The sequence below is a fragment of the Cupriavidus pauculus genome (assembly GCF_008693385.1).
GTDB lineage: Bacteria > Pseudomonadota > Gammaproteobacteria > Burkholderiales > Burkholderiaceae > Cupriavidus > Cupriavidus pauculus_D.
The window spans coordinates 73,545-92,206 of record NZ_CP044067.1 but is presented as its reverse complement, the minus strand read 5'-3'; the positions used below and the strand labels follow the sequence as shown (position 1 = coordinate 92,206).

The 18,662-nt window shown below is 66.2% G+C and carries 20 protein-coding genes; 14 read left to right on the top strand and 6 right to left on the bottom strand.

Going from position 1 to position 18,662, the window contains the following annotated elements; translation table 11 throughout:
- Window positions 1-53 precede the first annotated feature (53 nt).
- On the top strand, window positions 54-872 hold the full coding sequence (locus FOB72_RS18665) for an IclR family transcriptional regulator C-terminal domain-containing protein (protein WP_150374240.1): 819 nt from the start codon (window positions 54-56) through the stop codon (window positions 870-872).
- A 1-nt stretch (window position 873) separates the two neighbouring features.
- Here the strand turns inward: FOB72_RS18665 and FOB72_RS18660 are convergent, their stop codons facing one another.
- Entirely contained in the window at window positions 874-2,550 is a 1,677-nt protein-coding gene (locus tag FOB72_RS18660; protein WP_223851686.1) for an FAD-dependent oxidoreductase, read from the bottom strand.
- A gap of 37 nt (window positions 2,551-2,587) precedes the next feature.
- On the opposite strand from FOB72_RS18660, the gene FOB72_RS32615 reads away from it, so the two are divergent.
- Window positions 2,588-2,728 carry a hypothetical protein gene (locus FOB72_RS32615; RefSeq protein WP_223851685.1) on the top strand — a complete coding sequence of 47 codons (141 nt, stop codon included), beginning with the start codon at window positions 2,588-2,590 and terminating at the stop codon, window positions 2,726-2,728.
- A 128-nt stretch (window positions 2,729-2,856) separates the two neighbouring features.
- On the opposite strand, the gene FOB72_RS18655 is transcribed toward FOB72_RS32615, so the two are convergent.
- Entirely contained in the window at window positions 2,857-3,150 is a 294-nt protein-coding gene (locus tag FOB72_RS18655; protein WP_150374238.1) for a hypothetical protein, read from the bottom strand.
- Window positions 3,151-3,342: 192 nt separating this feature from the next.
- On the bottom strand, window positions 3,343-3,822 hold the full coding sequence (locus FOB72_RS18650) for a VOC family protein (RefSeq protein WP_150374237.1): 480 nt from the start codon (window positions 3,820-3,822) through the stop codon (window positions 3,343-3,345).
- Between the two features lie 151 nt (window positions 3,823-3,973).
- Between FOB72_RS18650 and FOB72_RS18645 the strand changes: the two genes are divergently transcribed.
- The 5 genes from FOB72_RS18645 (at window position 3,974) to FOB72_RS18625 (ending at window position 8,520) form a co-directional block, all read left to right on the top strand.
- Window positions 3,974-4,714, top strand: coding sequence for an ATP-binding cassette domain-containing protein (locus tag FOB72_RS18645; protein ID WP_150374236.1), 741 nt, complete (start codon window positions 3,974-3,976; stop codon window positions 4,712-4,714).
- Window positions 4,711-6,009 carry an ABC transporter permease gene (locus FOB72_RS18640; RefSeq protein WP_150374235.1) on the top strand — a complete coding sequence of 433 codons (1,299 nt, stop codon included), beginning with the start codon at window positions 4,711-4,713 and terminating at the stop codon, window positions 6,007-6,009. Before FOB72_RS18645 ends, FOB72_RS18640 begins: the two co-directional genes overlap by 4 nt.
- Window positions 6,010-6,019: 10 nt before the next feature.
- A complete protein-coding gene (locus tag FOB72_RS18635; RefSeq protein WP_223851684.1) occupies window positions 6,020-6,556 on the top strand; it encodes a DUF3299 domain-containing protein in 537 nt (178 codons plus the stop codon).
- A 12-nt stretch (window positions 6,557-6,568) separates the two neighbouring features.
- Window positions 6,569-7,189 (top strand): DUF3299 domain-containing protein, encoded by a 621-nt coding sequence (locus FOB72_RS18630; protein ID WP_150374233.1) that lies wholly within the window; start codon window positions 6,569-6,571, stop codon window positions 7,187-7,189.
- 110 nt (window positions 7,190-7,299) lie between these two features.
- A complete protein-coding gene (locus FOB72_RS18625; protein WP_150374232.1) occupies window positions 7,300-8,520 on the top strand; it encodes an MFS transporter in 1,221 nt (406 codons plus the stop codon).
- Here the strand turns inward: FOB72_RS18625 and FOB72_RS18620 are convergent.
- Window positions 8,509-9,534: an AraC family transcriptional regulator gene (locus FOB72_RS18620; protein ID WP_150374231.1), complete on the bottom strand. Its 1,026-nt coding sequence runs from the start codon at window positions 9,532-9,534 to the stop codon at window positions 8,509-8,511. The two genes, FOB72_RS18625 and FOB72_RS18620, sit on opposite strands and share 12 nt — an antisense overlap.
- A 185-nt stretch (window positions 9,535-9,719) precedes the next feature.
- On the opposite strand from FOB72_RS18620, the gene FOB72_RS18615 reads away from it, so the two are divergent.
- The 7 genes from FOB72_RS18615 to FOB72_RS18585 all read left to right on the top strand — a co-directional run bounded on the left by FOB72_RS18615 (window position 9,720) and on the right by FOB72_RS18585 (window position 17,275).
- Window positions 9,720-10,682: a 3-keto-5-aminohexanoate cleavage protein gene (locus tag FOB72_RS18615; RefSeq protein ID WP_223851683.1), complete on the top strand. Its 963-nt coding sequence runs from the start codon at window positions 9,720-9,722 to the stop codon at window positions 10,680-10,682.
- A 31-nt stretch (window positions 10,683-10,713) separates the two neighbouring features.
- Window positions 10,714-12,057, top strand: coding sequence for an MFS transporter (locus tag FOB72_RS18610; protein WP_150374229.1), 1,344 nt, complete (start codon window positions 10,714-10,716; stop codon window positions 12,055-12,057).
- Window positions 12,058-12,095: 38 nt separating this feature from the next.
- On the top strand, window positions 12,096-12,836 hold the full coding sequence (gene fabG / locus FOB72_RS18605) for a 3-oxoacyl-[acyl-carrier-protein] reductase (RefSeq protein ID WP_150374228.1): 741 nt from the start codon (window positions 12,096-12,098) through the stop codon (window positions 12,834-12,836).
- Window positions 12,837-12,868: 32 nt separating this feature from the next.
- A complete protein-coding gene (locus FOB72_RS18600; RefSeq protein ID WP_150374227.1) occupies window positions 12,869-13,660 on the top strand; it encodes an SDR family oxidoreductase in 792 nt (263 codons plus the stop codon).
- Window positions 13,661-14,226: 566 nt separating this feature from the next.
- A complete protein-coding gene (locus tag FOB72_RS18595; RefSeq protein WP_150374226.1) occupies window positions 14,227-14,508 on the top strand; it encodes a hypothetical protein in 282 nt (93 codons plus the stop codon).
- Window positions 14,509-14,647: 139 nt separating this feature from the next.
- Entirely contained in the window at window positions 14,648-15,916 is a 1,269-nt protein-coding gene (cqsA, locus tag FOB72_RS18590) for an alpha-hydroxyketone-type quorum-sensing autoinducer synthase (RefSeq protein ID WP_150374225.1), read from the top strand.
- 39 nt (window positions 15,917-15,955) lie between these two features.
- A complete protein-coding gene (locus FOB72_RS18585; protein WP_150374224.1) occupies window positions 15,956-17,275 on the top strand; it encodes a sensor histidine kinase in 1,320 nt (439 codons plus the stop codon).
- Between the two features lie 19 nt (window positions 17,276-17,294).
- Here the strand turns inward: FOB72_RS18585 and FOB72_RS18580 are convergent, their stop codons facing one another.
- Window positions 17,295-17,861, bottom strand: coding sequence for an NYN domain-containing protein (locus FOB72_RS18580; protein WP_223851682.1), 567 nt, complete (start codon window positions 17,859-17,861; stop codon window positions 17,295-17,297).
- 47 nt (window positions 17,862-17,908) lie between these two features.
- A complete protein-coding gene (locus tag FOB72_RS18575) occupies window positions 17,909-18,445 on the bottom strand; it encodes a dihydrofolate reductase family protein (RefSeq protein ID WP_150374223.1) in 537 nt (178 codons plus the stop codon).
- Between the last annotated feature and the right edge of the window lie 217 nt (window positions 18,446-18,662).

Below are 18,662 nucleotides of genomic sequence, written 5' to 3'. Positions count from 1 at the left end.
TACGGATCGCACGGCCAGATGCAAGCCCGTCTCCCACACCACCCATTCCCGACATGCCACGTGCCGTTTCCGCCGACAAGGAAGACGCCCTCGACGTCCCGAACGAGGCGCCCAAGAAGGACGAATTGCTCGATTCCCTGACCAAGGGGCTCGCACTGCTGCGCCTCTATGCAACGGGCGTCGACGGGTTGACGATGCAGGAAGTGGCCGAGCAGCTCGACGTCACGCGCGCGGCTGCGCGCCGGCTGCTGCTGACGCTCGTGCATAACGAATACCTCGTGCAGGACGGCCGCAGGTTCCTTCTGACGCCGAAGGTCATGGACCTCGGCTATGCGTACTTCGCGTCGATGAACCTGCCGCAGATCGCGCGGCCCTATCTGCAGGCGCTGTGCGCGGAGGTAGGAGAGAGCTGCTCGATCGGCATGCTCGATCACGAATCGGTCGTACTCGTCGCGCGCGAGGAACCGCGCCAGCTATTGCGCGTGGATATGGCGATCGGCCGCCGCATGCCGGCCTATGCGCATTCGCTCGGCCGCGTGTTGCTGGCCGGGCTCGACGACGCGTCGCGCGAGGCGTATCTGAAGCAGGCGGCGTTGCGCAAGCTGACGCCGTTCACGGTGACGTCGCGCCAGACGCTTGCGCGCAAGCTCGCGGAGATTCGCAGCGCGGGGCACTGCACGCTGATCAGCGAGCTCGTCGATGGGTTCGCGGGTATCTCCGTGCCGCTGCACGACCAGACGGGCAAGGTCGTGGCCGGCGTGGGCCTGAGCATGGTGCTCGGCAGCCGCGATCAGGCGTTTCTGGAGAAGCGTTTTCTGCCGGCGCTACGGCTCACCGCGCAGAAGATCGAGACGATTCTGAAGGCGCGTTAGCTCACACGGTCGCTGGTATCGACACGGAGACGGTCGCGGTGGCAGCCGCTTCCGCCGACGACATCGCCAGAAACTCGTGGATCTGCGCCACGACGGCCGCGCCCTCGCCGATCGCGCCACCGACGCGCTTGACCGAGCCCGATCGCACATCGCCCACCGCGAATACGCCGGGCACGCACGTCTCCAGCGCGGCAGGCAGCCGGTCCGACGGTCCATCGACCGCGGCCGCGCCCGTGCGCACAAAGCCCGAGCGATCGGTGGTGACATCGCACCCTTCGAGCCAGCGCGTTTCCGGTTCGGCGCCCACGAACAGGAACACGTTGCGAATATTGCGTTCCGTCTCGACGCCGGTCTGCCGGTTCTGCCACGACACGCCCACGAGGCCATCGCACGACCCCTTGTGCAGCGCGACGAGTTCCGTGTGCGGCAGCAGCTCGATATTCGGCGTGGCCGCGATGCGATCGATCAGGTAGCGCGACATCGTCGCCGCCAGTCCCGGCCCGCGCACGAGCATATTGACCTTGCCCGCGTGCTGCGACAGGAATACCGCCGCCTGCCCGGCCGAATTGCCGCCGCCCACGAGCGCCACCTCCGCGTTCGCACAGCTGCGCGCCTCGATGGCCGAGGCCCAGTACCAGACGCCGCGCCCTTCGAAGTCGGGCAGCATCGGCACATTGGGGCGGCGATAGCGCGCCCCGCTCGCGATCACGACCGTCCGCACGCGCAGCCGGCGGCCGTCGGTCAGCTCGATATGCATCACGTTGTCGGGTCCCGTGCGCTCGCAGTCGAGCAGGCGGACTTCCGACGGAATCCATAGCTCCGCGCCGAACTTCTCGGCCTGCACATGCGCGCGGCCCGTCAGTGCCGCACCGGAGATACCGGTCGGAAAGCCGAGGTAGTTCTCGATGCGGGCACTGGCCCCGGCCTGTCCGCCGTAAGCGCGTCGGTCGAGCACGACGACGTGCAACCCCTCGGAGGCGGCGTACACGGCGGTGGCCAGACCCGCGGGACCGGCACCCACCACGGCGACGTCGAAGATCTCGTGCCGCTCGTCGGTTTCCACCATGCCCATGCAGCGGGCCAGTTCGGTCTCCGTGGGATTGACGAGCACCGCGCCGCCCGGACAGACGGCAACGGGGTCGCCGGCCGCCGCGCCATATTGTTCGATCAGCGCCGCGGCACCGGCGTCCTCGCGTGCATCGACCACGCGATACGGTTCGCCATTGCTGCGCAGAAAGCTCTCGAGATGCAGCAGCGCGCCCGAGCCCGGGCGGCCGATCAGCACCGGACCGCTCTCGCCCCATTCGATCAGCGACACGCGGCGCAGGATCAGCGCGCGGATCAGCCGCTCGCCCAGGTCCGCCTCCGCGACGATCAGCGCGCGCAACTCCTGCGGCGTGACGAGCAGCGTCTCCACGTGATCGATGGCCACGGCATCCACAAGCGACGGCTTGCCCGACATTGCCGCCAGTTCGGCCGCGAAGTCGCCGCGCGTAAATTGGGTCAACGGCCGCGTATTGCCCAGCCCGTCGCGCTGGTTGATCTGCACGGTGCCGGTCAGGATGACGAACATCCCCGCCGTCCGCACGCCCGTGCACTCGAGGTGTCCACCGGGGGCATAGCAGCGCAGGGTTCCGAACCGCCCGATGCGGGCAAGCTCGGGTTCGGAGAACCGCATGTACATCTGATGATGGCGGGACATCATGGAGGCTGGAATGTCCCGATCTACCGCGCCGGTTGTCGCACCGGTTGTCGCTTCGTTCGTCGTGCTGGTCGTCTTGCTGGTCATCGCTGCTCCCCTGCAGGTTGTCGGCGCGGGCCACCAGCATGAACGTTACTCCGACTCGGCGACGTAGGGTGCGTAAACGCGGATCAAATGTCGTGAATCGCGCGGGAGCGGCCCCAGCGCCACATCGCACGCATCCGCCGGCACAGGTGGTTGCGCCGGCGGACGGTGACTCAGCGGTCAGTCGGGGATGACGCCTCAGGCCATATGCGACGCGCACTCTCCGCGTGCACCAAGACCGCGCGCGCCATCGGTATAGGCATCACGCATACCGATATGGTTGCCGCCATCGGTGTAGGGGTCGCGCGGACCCATTCGCGCGCCGTCCGTGAACGGATCGAAGCCGCCCTGCTTGCAGGTGGTCGTGCCCGCATGCTTGGTGGACGCACTGGCCGGAACGAAAGTTTCGCTCCATGCGGCGTGCGCGGCCTGGGACAGGCCGAAGGTCATCGTGGAAACAACAAACAGGGTCTTGGCAAGCTTCGTAGACATCGCGACTACTCCAACATCGAACTCCAATCGGTAACGGAAACGGCTGGCATGGCCAAACCGTGGAGCCATTGTCGGAAATCGAACGGATACGAACATGAGGCGAGCGTCCCGGTTTCGGGTGAGAACATCGGGAATACGCCCGCGCGCATGGGACTTCGGTCCCCACCGAGGGAATACCCTATCCCTCAGTTCCTACCCTTTCACCGCGGCCTCGATCTTCGCGACGTCGATCTTCGTCATCGACATCATCGCCGTGAACGCACGCTTGGCCGCCGCGCGGTCCTTGCTGGTGTACGCCTCCGTCAGCACGCGAGGCGTGATCTGCCACGAGATGCCCCATTTGTCCTTGCACCAGCCGCAGACGCTTTCCTGCCCGCCATTGCCGACGATCGCATTCCAGAGCCGGTCGGTTTCCGCCTGATCGTCGGTGGCGATCTGAAACGAAAACGACTCGTTGTGCTTGAACTCGGGGCCGCCGTTCAGGCCGATGCACGGAATGCCCGCCACCGTGAACTCGACGGTAATCACGTCGCCTTCCTTGCCCGACGGATAGTCGCTCGGGGCATGGTGCACCGCGACGACGCGGCTGTCCGGAAATGTTGCCGCGTAGAAATTGGCGGCCGCTTCCGCATCACCTTCGTACCACAAACAGATCGTGTTCTTGTTTGTCACGTCGTGTCTCCCTGGGGTGAATTCCCCCGAGCAGCATACGACCGGCCCATGACGCGTTCAAAGCGCAGTTTTGTAAGCAGATAGTGTTCGACATTGCAACTTTGTTGCATTAAGCTTGCCGACTGTTTCCACCTTCCGCGAGCAGTTTTCCATGCCTCCTCCCGATACGCGCGCCGCGCCACCGCCAGTGGCCGCCCTGCACGACGTGGTCTTTGCATGGCCCGGACAACGCGACGCGCGCCTGCGCATCGGCCGCTTCGACGTGGCGGCGGGCGAGCATGTGTTCGTCTCGGGCGAGAGCGGCAGTGGCAAGAGCACCCTGCTCGGCCTGCTCGCGGGCGTGCTCGTGCCGGACGAAGGCACGGTGACGATCTGCGACACCGCCTTGCATACGCTGGCCGGCGCGCGGCGCGATCGCTTTCGCGCGGACCATATGGGCATCATCTTCCAGCAGCTGAACCTGCTGCCGTATCTGTCCGTGCTCGACAACGTCCTGCTCGCCTGCCGCTTCTCGGCCGCGCGCCGCGAACGTTCGCGCGAGCAGGGCGACACGCCCGCCGACGCGGCGGCCATGCTGCTTGGCCGGCTCGATCTGCCCGAAGCGTTGTGGCGGCGCCCCGCGTCCCGGCTTTCCGTCGGCCAGCAACAGCGCGTCGCCGCGGCACGCGCACTGCTCGGCCGGCCACAGATGGTCCTGGCCGACGAGCCGACGTCCGCGCTCGACGCCGCGCGGCAGGCCGCGTTCATGGATCTGCTGCAACGCGAATGCCGCGCCGTGGGCGCGAGCCTGATCTTCGTGAGTCACGACGAACGGCTGGCCGCGCATTTCGACCGGCGGTTCCCGATGCCGTCCATGGCAATGCCGGCGCTTGCCGCGGAGGCCATCGCATGACGTTGTTCGGTCTTGCCGCGCGCAGCGCGTGGAACCGGCGGTACAACCTGCTGCTGATGGTCGTGGCCATCGCCCTGTCCACGGCACTGCTGCTCGGCGTGGAGCGCATCCGGCAGCAGGTGCGCGCGGGATTCTCGCAATCGGTGTCGGGCACGGATCTGATCGTCGGCGCGCGGGGCAGCCCCATGCAGCTGATGCTCTACACCGTGTTCCACCTCGGCAGCGCCACCAACGACATGCGCTGGGATAGCGCGCGACGTATCGCCGCGCATCCGTTGGTCGCGTGGACCATTCCGGTATCGCTTGGCGATTCGCATCGCGGGTTTCCGGTGCTGGCGACCAATGGCGACTACTTCCAGTACTTCCGCTATGGCGCGCAGCATGCGCTGCGGCTGGCGGAGGGCAAACCGCTCGATGCGCGGCCCGATGGGCTGTTCGACGCGGTGATCGGCGCCGAGGTTGCCCGCACGCTCCACTACCGGATCGGCGACCGCATCGTGCTCAGCCATGGCGATGACGATGCCCACGAGCATGATCACGGGCCGCTCGGCGAGCATCACGACCATGCGGACAAGCCGTTCGTGGTCACCGGCATTCTGGCGCCCACGGGGACGCCCGTCGATCGCACCGTGCACATCACGCTGGAGGCGATGGAAGCGATCCATCTCGACTGGCAGGCGGGCGCGCCAATGCCGGGCATGTCCATTCCGCAGCAACTCGTCCGCAAGTTCGATCTGACGCCGAAGCACGTGACCGGGCTACTGGTTGGCCTGAAGCTGCGCTCGCGGGTGTTTGCCGTACAGCGCGAGATTGCGGACGACACGCGCGAACCGCTGATGGCGGTGCTGCCCGGTGTCGCGCTCGATGAACTCTGGGACATGATCGGCGTGGCCGAGACCGGCATGATGCTGATGTCGGCATTGGTCGTTGCCGTGGGGCTCGCCGGGCTGGTATCGTCCATCCTCGCCGCGCTGGGCGAACGGCGCCGCGAACTCGCGATTCTTCGCGCGGTGGGCGCGCGCCCGCTGGATCTGTTGTTGCTGCTGGCGGCCGAGGGCTTCTGCCTGATGCTCGCCGGCACGCTGGCCGGTTACATGCTGTTGACGGCGGTGTCCGTCGCCATTGCACCGTGGCTGCAGGCGAGCCTCGGCATCGCATTGCCCGTGGCCTGGCCGCAGGCCAGCGAATTGCCGTTGCTCGGGGCGATCGTTGCCGCCGGTGCGGTGGCTTCGCTGCTGCCGGGCTGGCGCGCGTACCGCATCAGCCTTGCCGATGGATTGACCCCGAATACCTGAGCCCTTGCCAGTGACCACACGACGCCGGACCCTGCACGCCCTCGCCGCCCTGAGCGGCATCTGTCTGCTGCCCGCCGCGCGCGCGGCGAACGACGTCCGCGAGATCAAGTGGAGCGAACTGCTGCCCGCCGGGTGGGACGCGAAAGCGCCGTTCCAGGGGCTCGACCTCGACAAGCTCGAAGACGGCGATCCGCGCGCGCAGGAAGCGCTGGCGCGCGCACGCGACTACTGGAAGTCCGCGCCCGTCGAACGATCGCTCGACGGCGCGCGCGTGCGGCTGCCGGGCTACGTGGTGCCGATGTCCGGCGATGCGCGCATCATCGGCGAGTTCCTGCTGGTGCCATACTTCGGGGCATGCATCCACGTACCGCCGCCGCCGGCCAACCAGATCGTCCATGTGAAGCTCGACAAACCTTCCCGCACGCCGCTCCGCGTGATGCGCGCGGTATGGGCCACGGGCACGCTGCGCGTCGAGCGCCTGACGTCGGCGATGGGGGATGCCGGTTATGCGTTGCATAACGCGAGCGTCGAGCTCCATGTCCGTTGATGCGAGTTGCCGATGAAGTCTCCAGGCCGACGCCTGTCCGCGCCGTTATTGGCCACCGCCGCCGTCATCGTCTGCACGGCCGCTGCCGTGGGGGGCGGTTACTGGCTGCGTTCCCAGTCGCCCGCGCCGATTGCCGATACGAAGGCACCCGTCGTAGCGCAGCCTGATGCGCCCGTCGGCAACTATCGCGAGATCGACTGGCAAACCCTGCTGCCCAAGGGCTGGGACCCAATGGCCCCGTTCAAGGGCCTGAAGCTCGACGACATGGAAGACAACGATCCCCGCGCGGAGATCGCCATGGACAAGGCCCGCCAGTACTGGCAATCGGCACCGGTCGAACCGTCGCTCGACGGCACCGCGGTCCGCCTGCCCGGCTTCGTCGTCTCGCTCGACGGCGAAGGCGAGGCCGTTCGCGAGTTCCTGCTGGTCCCCTACTTTGGCGCCTGCATCCATCTGCCGCCACCGCCTTCCAACCAGGTGGTCCACGTGCGCACCAACCGCCCGCTGGACGGGCTGCGCACGATGGACACGGTCTGGATCCGCGGCGTCATGCGCGTGGAGCGCGCGGAAACCATGATGGGCGATGCCGGGTATGGGATGACGGACGCGATCCTCGAACCGTACCGGCCCTGACGCGACCGTTCCCCCGCCACACGGTCGTTCTGTGGAAATTCGTTGACTTGGCTACAATCTCGGAGGCCCGCAGAGGCCATTCGAGATAACGACACCGAGACGCCAACGACATGTCCAACCCCCTCCGTTCCGCGCTGCCCATCCTGGTCGGCGCGTCCGTCATGCTGTCCCTCGCCATGGGGCTCCGGCAAAGTCTCGGGATCTTCGTGCCGCCGCTCACGCGCGATATCGGGATTTCCGTGGGCGATTTCACGATCGCGGTTGCCGTGCAGAACCTCACGTGGGGTGTCCTGCAGCCGTTCGCGGGCGCGCTGGCGGTGCGGGTCGGGTTCCGGCCACTGATGATCGGCGGGTCGCTGCTGTATCTCGTCGGCCTGCTTCTGCTGGCGACGTCGCAGGGGCTCTGGGCCGTGATCCTCGGTGCGGGGTTGCTGATCGGTGCCGCCATGGCCACCACGGGCACCGCGATGTCGATGGCCGCCGCGTCCAACGCGGTGCCGCCGCATGTGCGCAGCCTCGTGCTCGGCTTCGTGTCGGCCTGCGGATCGCTCGGGGCGATGATCGCCGCGCCGCTCGGGCAGGCGATCTCGCAGGGCTGGGGCTGGCGCCTTGGCGTGGCCTCGTTCGTGATTCTCGCGCTGATCATGCTGCCCGCCGCGTGGTCCGCCGGCCGCGTCGACGCCTTGCGCCAGGCCACGCCCACCCATGCTCCCGTCGAACAAAGCGGCCGCCATGCGCTGATGAGCGCGCTGCGCCATCCGCCCTTTGTCGTCATGGCGCTGGCCTATACGGTCTGCGGCATGCAACTCGTCTTCCTGACCACGCACCTGCCGGCCTACCTCGACCTGTGCGGCATGGATCCGATGCTGTCCGCCAAGGCGCTCGGCCTGATCGGCGGCTTCAACGTGCTCGGCAGCCTGTTCTTCGGCTGGGCCGGCGGCCGGGTCAACAAGCTGCATCTGCTGGGCTGCATCTATATCCTGCGGTCGGCCGGCTTCGTCTGGTATTTCCATGCGTCGCCGACGCCCGAGACCACGATGATCTTCGCGTCGGTCATGGGCTTCCTGTGGCTCGGCGTGTCGCCGCTGGTGCAGGGGTGGATTGCGCAGACGTTCGGCCTGCGCTGGCAGGCGATGATCGCGGGCGTGGCGTTCTTCAGCCACCAGATCGGCAGCTTTATCGGGGCGTTCGGCGGTGGCTGGCTGTACGAGCTCGCGCGCAACTACGATACGGCGTGGAAGCTGGGGGCGGCGATGGGGCTGTGCGTGGGCGCCGTGCAGATCGCGTTCGCGTTTGCCTCGCGCACGCAGGCGCCGCGCCTAGCGACCTGAGCGCGCATCGTCGGCTTCGGTCCATCGTTTTAGCGCGCGGCGGAAGTTCGCGCCATCGCTGAAGCCGAGCAGCAGCGCAATATCGTCGGTGCTCATGCGCGTGGTCTTCAGATACTCGGTGGCGAGCGAGAACCGCACGTCGTCGAGAATCGCGCCGAACGACGTGTCTTCCGCCGCCAGATGCCGCCGCAACGTGCGGCTCGTCATGCCGAGCGCGTCCGCCACCGCATCCATGCCCGGAAACACGCCCGGCTCGCGCATCAGGATCTGGTAGACCTCGCCCGACACGCCGCTCGATGTCTTGGCCTCGCCCACGAGCCGGTCGCAGGTCTCCTGAATCAGCGCCGCGGAATGCCGATGCGCGAGCTGCGGCTTCTGCCCGAGGATCGCACTGTCGTAGATGAGTTCATATTCGGGTTGCCCAAACTCGCAGCGGCAGCCCAGATACCGGTCATACAGGCTCGCGTGCGCGGGCGCCGGGTGGGCAAAGCGCGCGAGAACGGGCGGGCAACGCTGCCCGGCCACATCCTGCAGATGCGTCACGTGCTGCGTGAACTGCTGCTCGATCAGGAACTGGCGCAATTCGTCCGAAGCGATGGCCACCATGGCATCGGGAAACGTCCACACCATCCGGTCCGGATACTCGGTCCATTCGATCGCGACCGTCGGTGTCGCGAGGCGATGGTATTTGACGCCGAGCCGGAAGTAATCGCGCAGCGACAGGCACGACATCAGCGCGTACCCGTACATGCCGTACGCCGCGAGATGCAGCCGTCCGCCCACCACGAACGGCGTCGCGGGGTCATGCGACAAGGCCAGCGCATTGCGGCAGACGGCGATGTATTGCCGCACGGACGTCAGCAGCGACGTGTCCGATAACGCCTCGGGCGCCAGCCCGCTGCCGCGCAGGCTGTCCTCGGGCGCGATGCCCTGCTCGGCCAGTACCTCCACCAGCGCGGCGATCTTGTACGGCGCATGGATGCGCTCGTTGTGCAGCGGAAATCTCGGCGGCACGGTTGTCTCCTCTGTCCTTCCCAGTTCTTCCCTGTTCTTCCCTGTCCTTCACTGTCCTTCCCGCCCAGCCTTCAATCTGTCCTCTTTGGACATGACCGTGTCCGGAAATGACCTTACGTCGGGCATGCTACCGAACTATCATCCCCTCCACAAGCTCGCCCGAGCCATATAACGAGACAGCCACCGTGACACCTACCCCCAAGCGTTCCGACGCCCGCAAAGTCATCATCTCGTGCGCCGTCACCGGCTCCGCGCACGTGCCCTCGATGTCGCCCTACCTGCCGCTGACGCCCGCCGATATCGCCTCGCAGGCAATCGAGGCCGCGCAGGCCGGCGCCGCCATCCTCCATCTGCACGCGCGAAACCCCGTCGATGGCCGTCCCACGCCGGACCCCGCGGTCTTCCGCGAATTCGTGCCCGAGATCGTGCGGGAGACCGATGCGGTCATCAACATCACCACCGGCGGCAGCACGCGCATGACGCTCGACGAGCGCCTGGCCTATCCGCGCGTGGCACGCCCCGAGATGTGCTCGCTCAACATGGGCTCGATGAACTTCTCGCTGCATCCCATCGCGCAGAAGATCGACCGCGAGGATGGCTGGCGCTTCGACTGGGAGAAGGAATACCTCGAAGGCATGGAGGACATGATCTTCCGCAATACCTTCCGGGACATCCGCAACATCCTCACCGAGTTCGCGGACCACGGCACGCGCTTCGAGTTCGAGTGCTACGACGTGGGCCATCTTTACAACCTCGCGCACTTCATGAACCTCGGGCTGGTCAAGCCGCCGTTCTTCATCCAGACCGTGCTCGGCATTCTGGGCGGCCTCGGCCCCGATCCCGAAAACCTCGTGGTCATGCGCAATACCGCGGACCGCCTCTTCGGGCGCGAGAACTACCACTTCTCCGTCCTCGGCGCCGGCCGGCACCAGATGCCGCTGGTCACGATGGCCGCGATCCTGGGCGGCAACGTGCGCGTGGGCCTCGAGGACAGCGTCTATCTGTCGAAGGGCGTGAAAGCGCGCAGCAACGCCGAGCAGGTCCGCAAGATCCGCCGCGTGCTCGAGGAACTGTCGTTCGAGATCGCCACGCCCGACGAAGCACGCGAGATGCTCGGGCTCAAGGGCGCGGCGGCGGTGACTTTCTGAGCCTCACGACAACAACCATCTGGAGACAACAATGGTGACCCCTTCGTTCGATTCGGGCAGTGACACGACCCACGCCGAAGCCACGCGCAAGGCAATGCGGTATCTGATCCCGCTGATGTGCGCGATCTACTTCATGTCGTACCTCGACCGCACCAATGTCGCGCTGGCCAAGGTGCAGCTCGCGCATGACCTCGGCATTACGGCCGCCATCTACGGGCTCGGCGCCGGCATCTTCTTTATCGGCTATGCGCTGCTGGAAGTGCCGAGCAACCTGATTGCCCACCGCGTGGGGCCGCGCCGCTGGATCGCGCGCATCGCGGTGACATGGGGCGCGCTGTCGGCCGGCATGATGTTCGTGCAGGGCGAATGGTCGTTCTACGTGCTGCGCGTGCTGCTCGGCATCGCCGAGTCGGGGCTGTTTCCGGCGCTGATGTACATGGTGACGCTGTGGTTCGCGCCGAAGGATCGTCCCGTCGCGGTCGGCTGGATCTACACGGCACCGGCCATCGCGCTCGTCATCGGCAACCCGATTGGCGGCGCGCTGATGCAGATGGACGGCATCGGCGGACTGCATGGCTGGCAATGGATGTTCCTGATCGAGGGGCTGCCCACGATCTTCGTCGGCATCCTGCTGTACTTCAAGCTGCCGGAGCGGCCGTCGGACGCGCGCTGGCTGTCGCGCGCGGAAGCCCAGTCGCTCGAGTCCCGCGCGGTCATCGACGACCATGCGCACCTGACTTCCGCCCACTGGATGGCGGCGCTCAAGCGTCCGACCACCGTGCTGATCGGCCTCATCTACTTCCTGAATCAGGTCGCGTTCGTGGGGCTCGTGTTCTTTACGCCGGCCATCATCCAGCAGATGCATGTCACCTCGCCGCTGCTCATCGGCGTGCTGTCCGGCAGCGTCGGCATCGGCTTCCTGCTCGGCGTGCTCACGCTGCCGCGCATCCATCGCCGCACGCAGTCGGACTGCAAGTTCCTGTGGGTGCTGACCGCGGGCTCCGCGTTGACCGCGGCGGGTATCCTGCTGACGTCGAACCAGACGCTGCAGATCGTGCTGCTGGCGGGCACGGCGTTCTTCGGCGGCGGCGTGCTCCCGTCCTACTGGACCATTGCGATGAAGCGCCTGCAGGGTATCCACGCGGCGGCGGGGCTGGCCTTTATCAACACGATCGGTCTGCTGGGCGGCTTCGCGGGTCCTTACCTGTTCGGCATGGCGGAGGCCGCCACGGGGCGCAGCGCATCGGGCTTTGCGGTGATCATCGGCGCCGCGTTGCTCGGCCTGCTGATCGTACCGCTGCTGGCGCGGGCCATCGACAATGAATCCGACGCCGGTCGGGCAAGTACCGAAGGCGGTCTTCCCCAGCGCGCGTAATAATCTCCACTCCTCACCACACGACAACGAGCAGGTTCATGAGACTCAGCAGCAAGGTAGCCATCATCACGGGCGCGGGCCAGGGCATCGGCGCCGCCACCGCCCTCAAGTTCGCCCGCGAGGGCGCGACCGTGGCCGTGTGCGACGTCAATCCCGAGGCCATATCGGCGGTGGTTCAGGCCTGCCGCGAGGCCGGTGCCGATGCGCACGGCTATACCGTGGACGTGACCGATCGCGACGCGGTGGACCTGATGGTGGCGAGTGTGCTGGCGCGCTGGCAGCGCATCGACGTGCTCGTCAACAACGCGGGCATCACGCGCGATGCGCGCCTCCAGAAGATGACCGCGAAGCAGTTCGACGACGTGATCGACGTGAACCTGCGCGCGGTCTTCCACGTCGCGCAGGCCGTCGTCGATACGATGATCGACCAGCGCGCCGGGGTGATTCTGAACGCGAGTTCCGTGGTGGGCGTGTATGGCAACTACGGCCAGACCAATTATGCGGCCGCCAAGTTCGGCGTCATCGGTTTCACCAAGACCTGGAGCCGCGAACTCGGTCCCAAGGGCATTCGCGTGAATGCGGTGGCACCGGGCTTTATCGAGACGCCAATCCTCGGCACCGTGCCGGACGAGGTGCTCGCGAAAATGCGCGATGACGTGCCGCTGCGGCGCCTTGGCCAACCCGAGGAGATCGCCAACGTGTATGCGTTTCTTGCAAGCGACGAAGCGAGCTATATCAATGGCGCGGTGCTCGAGGTCTCTGGCGGCATGACGCTGTAACGGCCCGGCACGACAAAGGAGACAGACTCACCATGACCATCCTCGACATGCTCAAGCCCCGCGCCGGCCTGCGCGTGCTGATCTCGGGCGGCGCCTCGGGCATCGGCGCGGTAATCGCCGACGCTTTCCTCGAGGCGGACGCGTCGGTCTACGTCTGCGATATCGATGCAGAGGCCGTGGCACGTGCCGCGAGCCGTCACCCGCGCCTGTTCGCGGGCGTGGCCGATGTCGCCGACGCCGCGCAGGTCGACCGCGTGATCGACGCCGCCAGCGAAGCGCTTGGCGGGCTAGATGTGCTCGTCAACAACGCGGGCATCGCCGGCCCCACCGGCGCGGTGGACGCCATCACGCCCGAGCAGTGGCAACAGACGGTCACGACCAACCTGAACAGCCAGCATGCCTTCCTGCGCAAGGCGGTACCGCTGCTCAAGGCCACGTCGGACAGTCCGACCATCATCGCGATGTCGTCGGTCGCGGGCCGGCTCGGGTATGCCTACCGCACGCCCTATGCGGCGACCAAATGGGCCATCGTCGGCCTCGTGAAATCGCTGGCCATCGAGCTCGGCCCGGACGATATCCGCGTCAATGCCATCCTGCCCGGCGTCGTCGAAGGTCCGCGCATGGACCGCGTGATCGCCGCGCGCGCGGACGAGCGCGGTATCGGCTTTGACGCGATGAAGGCCGAGTACCTGAGCAAGATCTCGCTACGGCGCATGGTCACGGCCGAGGATGTGGCCGCCATGGCGCTGTTCCTCGCCTCGCCCGCCGGACGCAATGTCTCCGGGCAGGCCATCAGCGTGGACGGCAACGTCGAGTACCTCTGACACGCGCAGGAGCAGCGCTGCGCGGACAGGCCGCCGTACACCGTGCTAGCGGGTCTTCCTCGGCCTGCGGCAACGGCACCGGACACCGAATGGCCTCCGCGCGGCCGCCACGCCACGCCACACCGCGCCGCGCGACCATCCACCTCGCTCCCTCGCGTTTCAGCGGGATCCCCCCCAAAACCAATCACCTGCGCCCGGAAAGCGCCAATAATCGCGCATCGATACGTGGCAGCGTCACAGCGACATCGACCGCGGCGTGGATCACCGTTCCCCAGTCCGCACGCCCGTGCCGACACCGCCGCCATATAGTAGATGTCAGCCATCGTCGCGTCGTAACCGTTGTTCAGGATCAGCTGCGGCCGGGTATCGCCCGGATGCGAGGCCGAGCGGATCGGATAGCCCCGCAGTACAGTGTCGCCAGGCGGGATATCGCGCTTTTGCGCGGGCGTATCGCGTAACGCCATCGCGCGATCGAACGCATCGGTCTCCCTGGTCCGCGCGGCAATCCGGCGCGGCATTCCGGCTCGGATTGCCGGCGTGCCGTACATCGGGTGGTACGCCGTGGCATGAAACACGCTTGCTTTCTGCCATCGCGCGGCGGCCATGGCGCGCTGCCCCCGGGCGAGGGTTTCGCCAGCATCCCGCGCGATACGTTCGGCAGCGCGCATCCAGGCATTGTGGAAAACCCCATCGTCACCATGATCGACCTCGCGGGCGATGGCGGCGACTTCCCCGTAGTCCGCGCCGCTGTAGGGGATGCAGGCCAGCGGCCAGGTGTCACCCCGACGATTGGCATGGCAGGACGCCTCGATGGGCCGAAAATGCGCCCGGCCGTTGTTGCCGCATGACAACATTTCACCGCAGAGATCCCGCGGACGCCCGTCCCCACGAAAGTAGGGATCCTGCGGATATTGGCAGTAGGCCTCAAGCTTTTCGTGATCGTTGTGTCTGTGTCCCCCTTTGCGCATACCCCCTGGAGAACCCTTCATGCCGCTTGCCGATGTCAAAGAAACGCCGACGATTGCCCGCAATCGCCGGTCCGCGCCGCTTCCGACGTGGATTGCCAATCGGATGGAGGCCCATTTCGTCGACCGGATGGAGAAGCTCTGGGGCGGCGACCATCTGCTCCATGGCCGCACGCCGGACCCCGATGCCCTGCATCTGAGCAGCAACGACTATCTGTGCCTGCTGGGGGAGCCCGGGCTCGTACAGGCGCAGGCGCGCGCGTTGCTCGACGAGCAGCCCGAACTGCTGATGTCCTCGGTGTTCCGGCACGGCGATACGCCCCAGCAGCGGCTCGAGCGCAAGCTCGCGGACCTGATGCAGGCGGAAGACGGCCTGATCGCCCAGTCCGGCTGGGCGGCGAACGTCGGTCTGGTGCAATGCATCGCGGGCCCCGGCGTGCCCGTCTATATCGACATGAACGCGCACGCGTCGCTGTGGGAGGGCATCAGCGCGGCCGGGGCGCAGGCCGTGCCGATCCGCCATAACGACTTCGCGCATGCGGAACGCCAGATCGAGCGCATCGGGCCCGGTGTCATCATGGTCGATTCGGTCTACAGCACCACGGGCAGCGTTGCCCCGCTCGAGGCGTTCGTGCGCGTCGCCGAAACCACGAAAAGCGTGATCGTGGTCGATGAGTCCCACTCGCTCGGCACCCATGGCCCACGCGGCGGCGGACTGGTACCGGCCCTCGGCCTGTCGGAACGCGTCCATTTCCGTACCGCGTCGCTGGCCAAGGCATTCGCCGGCCGCGCGGGCTTCGTCACCTGTTCCAGCCAGTTCAAGGAGTTCTTTGCCGTGGAAGCGCGGCCGGCGATTTTCAGTTCCGGCCTGTTGCGCCACGAGATTGCATGGTTCGACGCCGCCACGGACTTTATCGCGCAGGCGGAAGACCGCCGGCAGCAGCTGCACGCGATCACGCGGTCCATCAGAGCCGCCATCTCCGATCTGGGCTACAACATCAGCGACGGCAGCGAGCAGATCATCGGGCTCGAAGCGGGAACGGAGCCGCAGGTGATGACGCTACGCAATGCACTGCAACGGCGCGGGATCTTCGGCGCGGTGTTCTGCTCGCCCGCCACCCCCAAGAATAGGGCATTGATGCGCCTAACGCTGCATGCGAAACTCACGCCTTCCGATGTGGAGCGGCTTGTCGCGGTACTGGCGGCGATCCGGGATGAAGTCAGGCTCGAGGAATGGTCGTCGACGCGCAGGGCGCGGCGCGGCACATCGGGGCCGGCCGGCGGGGCATAGCCACGATCCCCACAATCCCTCAAGGAGTGCAGGCTGGATATGGAAGCAACGCGGAAGCAGGCAGGCGGCGAATCCAGTGCACGACGGCTGGTAAAAAATACATGGCGCGCCCTGTTCGAGCGGGCCTCGCGTACCACGCTGCTCGACGAGGAAAGCGTCGTGCGTCTGCGCCGGATCCAGATGGTCGGCGCGCTCGGCGTCATCGGGCATCCGCTCTACTACATCATCTGGTCCTACGTCTTCCCGCAGCCTTACGAGAACCTGTGGCTGCGGCTCGTCTGCACGATCCTGTTCGCTCCGCTGCTGTTCGCCTCCGCGCTGTCGCACAAGCGCTGGCTGCCGATGTATGCGCTGTTCGCGATTACCGTGGGCATGCCGTTCGCGTTTATTTTTCTCTATCTGGAGAATCACGGTTCGCTGGTGTGGGCGGAATCCGTCATCATCGCCATCGTGGTGCTCTACCACTTCAGTTCCGGCTTTGCGACCGTTGCGTTGCTCTCCGGCGCGGCCGCCGCGTTTGCGCTGTTCGTGCTGGCCGGCCACTCGCTTGCGGGCATTCCATGGCAGTCGCTGCTGTTGCAGTTGCCGATCATTGCCTTCGTCATTGCCGTGCTCATCGTCATCAAGCTCGATCGTCAACTGCTCGTGGAGCAGAAACGGCGCGGCATGGCGGTGGCACTCGCGACGGTCGCGCACGAACTGCGTACGCCGCTGACGAGCCTGGCGATGACCGCGGTCGGCCTCAGGGACCGCTTGCCGATGGCGCTCGACGCGCAGTCGCCCTATCGCGATGCGCTGCTGCAGGCCGTTGCCCGGCTGCAGACGGACGTGGCGTATGTCAACGGCAGCATCGAACTGCTGGTGGCAAACTCGAAGGATCCCAAGTCGGCCCGGCAGGAAGCGTTCGAACTCGCCGATTCGATTCGCGCGAGCATCGGCCGCTTTCCGTTCGAGCCCGCCTACGAGGGCATCGTGACGGTCGAGTCGTGCGAGCCCGTGCATGTCATGGGCAATGCGCAGTTGTTCGAACTGGTCATCACCAACCTCACGAAGAACGCGCTGGAGGCCATCAAGCGGGCGGGCAAGGGGCGCATCCACATCCGCTGCGACGCGCGGGACGATGGCATCTATGTGCTGTTTCGCGATACGGCCACGGGCGTGTCGCCGCACGTGCTTGCGCGCATGTTCCAGCCGTTCTTCTCGTACCCGGCCCACCGGGGCACCGGTATCGGACTGGCGTTCTGCAAGGACGTGCTCCGTAGCTGGGGCGCATCGATTACGTGCCGGTCCGTCGAGCACGAATTCACGGAATTCGAGATTCAGTTTCCCGCGCTGAAGCCGGGGAATCCGGTGACATGATCGGCGATTCGGTCGCTATTCATTCAGGCGCGAGGCTGGAAGCCACCGGAAGATCGGGATCGACCACGCTGTCGTAGTAGTGGAAGGCGTGGCATGCGCTGGCCCAGTACCGGTTCGTGTTCTTGCGGTGACCGATGCCGATCAGCGTGCGGCCCGCGGCCTTGATTTTTTGCGACACGGGCATGAAGTCGCTATCGCCGCCGATGACGATCACGGTACCGATATGGCTGAAACGGCCCATATCCTCCGCGGCGTCGAGGCATAGCTTGATATCGGCCCCGTTCTTGGCGGACGGGCCCGGCGGGAACAGCTGGATAAGCTCCACCGCCCCCTGCAGCAGGGCATCGCGGTATCGGCCGAAGAACTGCCAGTTGCAGTAGGCCCGGTTGATGGCAATGGTGCCGAAGGATGCGCAGCGCTCCACCAGCGCCTGTACATCGATCAACGGCTCCTGCGCCTTGAAGCGGTTGTCCTGCTTCGCATAGGCGCCCTCGCCGTATTTCGCTTCGACGAGTCCGGCATGCAGATTCTCGAAATCCCAGTAAATCGCCACGGCCCGGCCCGCCGCACTGCCCTCGTCGTTCAAGTTCTTCTCCTGTATCGGTGCATCTCGGTATCCATCCGATGGATTGTCTACCGCATGACGCGATACGTCGACTGGACGAGTCCCGACGGAAAATGCCGGATCGAGGCAAGCGTGAGGCTCACGTCATGCGCGAGGCTGCCGAACAACGGCCGGCCAGCGCCGATCAGGACGGGCACCGTGGTGACGACGAGGTCCGCGATCAATCCTTCGCGCAGGAAGGACTGGACCACCTGACCGCCATCGACGTACACGCGACGCACGCCCTCCGCATCCAGCTGCGCCATCGCGACTGCGGGCGCGCTATCGGAGAACCGCACCTTTCCCTGAAGCGCCTCCGGCACGGGCGTACCCGCCAGTTCGCGGGACAGCACGAGCACCGGCCTGTCGTAGGCCCATTCCCCCATGGTCAGCACCTTTTCATAGGTGCCCCGCCCCATGACGATCATGTCCTTGTCGGCGATAAAGTCCGGGTAACCATGATCCTCGGCCGGATCGTCCCGCTCCAGCAGCCAGCCGATGTCCCCATCGGGGCGCGCGATAAAGCCGTCGAGGCTCGTGGCGATAAAGACGTGTCCTGTGGTCATGGGGAATGAGCGCGAGCGCTCGGAAGATGCAAGCCTCGGGAAAAGAGGAAGCTGCATCATACCGCGCCGATGCAGCGCCGCTGCCCTTTGCCGGGAGCCTGTTCAGGAGGCGGTCATCCTTCCCTGATAGCGTCGCGCCCCATCGTGGAGGAGCCACTTGTGAAACTCGTGGCAATACTGTTGACGATGGGCGCAGTGCTCGTATGCACAGACGCTG